The sequence below is a fragment of the Oleiphilus sp. HI0117 genome (genome assembly GCF_001635235.1).
In genome coordinates this window covers 1-4,512 of record NZ_LWGA01000812.1, presented here as the reverse complement: position 1 = coordinate 4,512, position 4,512 = coordinate 1, and the positions used below count along the sequence as shown (strand labels likewise).

At 47.9% G+C, this 4,512-nt stretch carries 1 protein-coding gene and 1 pseudogene; one reads left to right on the top strand and one right to left on the bottom strand.

What is annotated here, in order from left to right; all coding sequences use genetic code 11:
* Window positions 1-23 precede the first annotated feature (23 nt).
* Window positions 24-239, top strand: a pseudogene (locus tag A3757_RS28115) (immunoglobulin-like domain-containing protein); the annotation flags it as partial.
* Between the two features lie 24 nt (window positions 240-263).
* On the opposite strand, the gene A3757_RS27625 reads toward A3757_RS28115, so the two are convergent.
* The coding region (locus A3757_RS27625; protein ID WP_068739780.1) for an immunoglobulin-like domain-containing protein at window positions 264-4,512 on the bottom strand (4,249 nt) is incomplete at its 5' end.

The window sequence follows — 4,512 nt, the reverse complement described above, 5'->3', positions numbered from 1 at the left end:
CTAACGATAATTTTGACGGGGATATTTCTGCAAACATCGTTGTTAGCGGAACTGTCGATGTAAATGCGCCAGACACCTACATACTCAGCTATGATGTCAATGATGCCGCTGGTAATGCCGCTGCTACAGTTAATAGAAGCGTTGTTATCGCCGATACAACAGTTCCAGTCATTACAATCAACGGTAATTCTAACGAAACCGTTGAACAAGCTACCAGCTATACCGACGCAGGCGCGACGGCAAGCGACAATGTCGATGGCAACCTAAGCAGCAACATCATCGTATCCGGCGATAACAACGCTTCTATTAACTGTAGCAGCGGCATTACCAGCGGCATCATTGACATCATAGCTGAGTATGTAGGTGTCTGGCGCATTTACATCGACAGTTCCGCTAACAACGATGTTTGCAGAAATATCCCCGTCAAAATTATCGTTAGCGCTCGCTCCTGCATCGGTATAGCTTGTTCCTTGTTCATGATTTTCAATTGCATTTCCAAGTAAAGCTATTGTTGGCGCAATCGTATCGCCAACATTTACAGCCCTTGTTGCGGTGGTCGCGGCATTTCCTGCTGCATCTGTTACGTCATAACTGATGATATACGAGCCTTCAACATTAACATATACACTGCCCGTGACAACAATACTAGCGCTCATATCGCCATCGATAAGGTCGGAGGCAGTAGCGCCTGCATCTGTATAGGTGCTGCCTTGTTGATGGTTGACGACTGAACTGCCGATAATGGTAATAGCAGGGGCTGTCGTGTCGGCCACGATAACGGTTCTTGTAATTGATGTGGCTGCGTTACCGGCTGTATCGCTAACATTATAAGTAAGAATATAGGAGCCGGCAGTATTTGCATCAACGGAGCCCGTGACAAGGATATTTGCAGTTAAGTCTCCGTCAACGGTATCACTGGCGGATGCGCCTGCATCGGTATAGCTTGTTCCTTGCTCATGATTAGTTGGAGTACTTCCGCTTAAGGTCAATACCGGTAGCGTTGTATCAACAACTGTAATAGTACGTGTTAGTGTTGTTGCGTTATTTCCTGCGCTGTCGCTAACGTTGTAATTGAGAGTGTATGTGCCAGCGGCATTTGCATCGACAAAACCGGATACAGTGATGCTGGCGGTGATATCACCGTCAGTATTGTCTGTAGCACTGGCGCCAGGGTCGCTATAAGCAGTTCCTTGTTCATGGTTGATGCTTGCCGAGCCAAGTAATGTGATAACCGGTGCGGTAGTATCGGTGACGATTACTGTTCGCGTAAGCTGTACGGCATTGTTCCCAGCTGCATCACTTACGTCATAGCTAATTACATATGTTCCAGTCGCAAGAGGGTTGACTGTTCCGCTTGAAATAATACTGGAGCTCAGGTCGCCATCAATATTATCTGTCGCACTTGCGCCTGCATCGGTATAGCTTGAGCCAAGTTCAATATTTACGGTTGTGTTGCCAATTAGAGTTATCATTGGTGCAGTAAAGTCGCCGACATTAACTGTTCGGACTTGTTGTACGGCAGGGTTTCCACCAGAGTCTGTCACATCGTAAGTGACCGTGTATGTGCCTGCGACATTTTCATTCACGTTATTAATGGTGACAATTGCTGCGCTAAGCGTAGCGTCATCATCGACTACGTCTGATGCAGTCGCACCCGGGTCGGTGTAAATTGTATTTAGCTCATGATTAAGTGGGTTGGCACCAGACATGGTGATGGTTGGTGCGCCAGTATCGGCAACGTTTACAGTTCTATTAACCGTGGTTGCGGCATTGCCTGCTGCATCAGAAACGTTATATGACAAGATATAAGCGCCGACAGTGTTGGCATCTACTGAGCCGGTAACTCCAATATTTGCTGAAATATCACCATCAATATTATCTGAGGCGATAGCGCCTGGATCGAGGAATATGGTGCCTACTTCATGATTGAGCGGGTCTGTGCCGACTAAGCTGATTACCGGCGCAGTCATGTCACTAACAATAACAGTTCGCGAGACTTGCGTCGCAGCGTTGCCTGAGGCGTCACTAACGTTGTAAGTAAGGGTATAGCTTCCACTTACGCTGGTATTAACTGCACCACCAAGCACAATGTTGGAGCTTAAGTCACCATCAATGGCATCTGATGCCGTAGCACCCGCATCCGTGTATGTCGCGCCTTGCTCTACATTAACTGTAGCGCTGCCAAGTAGAGTAATCACGGGGCCGGTTCTATCGGCAACGATTACGTCTCTGGTAACCGTGGGTGCAGCATTGCTTTGTAGGTCGGTAACGTTGTAAGACAGGGTGTAGGTACCCGCGATATTCGCATCGACTGTCCCACTAACGATGATGGATGCACTTAAGTTACCATCCACAGCATCCGTAGCGGTAGCGCCAGCATCTGTGTAGGTGGTTTGTAGTTCATGCAGGGTAGGGTTGTCGCCATTTAGTGTTATGGTTGGTGCGCCAGTATCCACAACATTCACTGTTCGTGTAGTGGTTGCTGCAGCATTTCCTGATGAATCGGATACATTGTAGGTAAGCGTATACGTGCCTTGTGTATTGGCATCGACTGTTCCTGTGACGCCAATACTTAGACTGATATCTCCATCAATATTATCGCTAGCGCTAGCGCCAGGATCGACGAAGATTGTTCCTACTTCGTGATCTAAGGGGTTGGCTCCAGCAAGGGTGATAAGTGGGGCTGTTGTATCGCTTACGATTACAGTTCTACTCGCCTGAATAGCGGGGTTTCCAGCGGCATCGCTAACATTATAGTGAATGGTGTAGTTACCAGCGGTATTTGTATCAACTGCGCCAGTGGTAATGATATTTACGCTAATATCGCCATCTATGATGTCTGTTGCGGTCGCTCCGGCATCGCTATAAACCGTTCCTTGTTCAGCGTTAACGGTGCTGCCTCCAGTAATCGTTATTACTGGAGCTGTTCTATCAGCAACGATTACATCTCTGGTTACCGTTGTTGCAGCATTACTTTGGGAATCATTTGCATCATAGCTAAGTGTGTAAGTTCCGGCGATATCCGGATCGACTGACCCAGTCACTGTGATTGAAGCGCTTAGGTCGCCGTCTGCTGCATCTGAAGCGGTCGCACCAGCATCTGTGTATGGCGTCTGTAGTTCGTGTAGCACTGGATTGTCACCAATAAGTGCAATAGAGGGTACTCCAGTATCCACGACGTTTGCAGTTCGAACTACGGTTGCTGCTGCGTTACCAGATGAGTCAGAAACATTATAGGTAAGGGTGTATGCACCTTGCGTATTGGCATCAACAGTTCCGGTAACGCCAATTGCTGTACTGATATCTCCGTCAGTGTTGTCACTGGCTGTTGCGCCTGGGTCGACGAAGATTGTGCCGACTTCGTGATCCAGCGGGTTCGTTGAGTTAAGGGTGATTACCGGAATAGTTGTGTCACTGACAATAACGGTTCTGGTGAGTTGTGTTGCCGCGTTTCCAGTAGCGTCACTTACATTGTAATTGATGCTATACGTACCGGCAGTATTAACGTCAACAGTACCGCTTGTGACGATGTTTGCACTGATATCACCGTCAATTACATCACTAGCAGTTGCGCCAGCGTCTGTATATAAAGTGCCTTGCTCATGATTAACTGTAGTACTACCGGTAATAGTGATGAGTGGAGCGCTTCGGTCTGCAACGATAATGTCTCGTGTTACGGTTGTCGCAGCATTGCTTTGTGAATCAGTCACATCATAACTGAGTGTATAAGTTCCAGCGGTATTTGAGTCGACTGAGCCTGTGATGACAATACTAGATGAAAGGTCTCCGTCTGCGGCATCTATTGCAGTGGCACCAGGGTCGGTAGAGGTAGTTTGCAGCTCGTGTAAAATGGGGTTGTCGCCAAGTAGCGTGATGGCCGGCACTCCGGTATCGACAACATTAATTGTACGAACTACCGTCGTTGCAGCGTTTCCTGCCGAGTCGCTGACATTATAGGAAAGTGTATAAGCGCCAATTGTGTTTGGGTCAACCGAGCCAGATACGCCAATATCGGCACTAACATCGCCGTCTATAATATCGGATGCTGTTGCACCAGGGCCAACGAATATGGTGCCTACTTCATGATCCAAAGGGTTTGCGCTAAGTAAGCTTATTACCGGTGCTGTGCGGTCAGCAACGTCAACAACTCTGCTGATTGGTGCGCCTGCATTGCCCGCGGCATCGCTTACGTTATAAGTGATGATATATACACCGGCGGTATCACTATCTACTGTATCTCCGCCGACTACAATACTCGTAGTGATGTCTCTATCGGTATTGTCATTTGCGCTTGCGCCAGCATCTGTATAGGGGGTTCGTAATTCATGCAGAACTGTTGAGTCGCCAGACAAAATGAGAGTTGGAGGTGTTGTGTCGTTTACGTTTACTGTTCTTATTTCGGTAGGTGCAGCGTTGCCAACTGAGTCCGAAACATCGTATGTGACATTGCATGTGCCTGTTAGGTTCGGGTTGACGGTATCTCCAGCTACGGCAATGCTGCTGCTTAAGTCT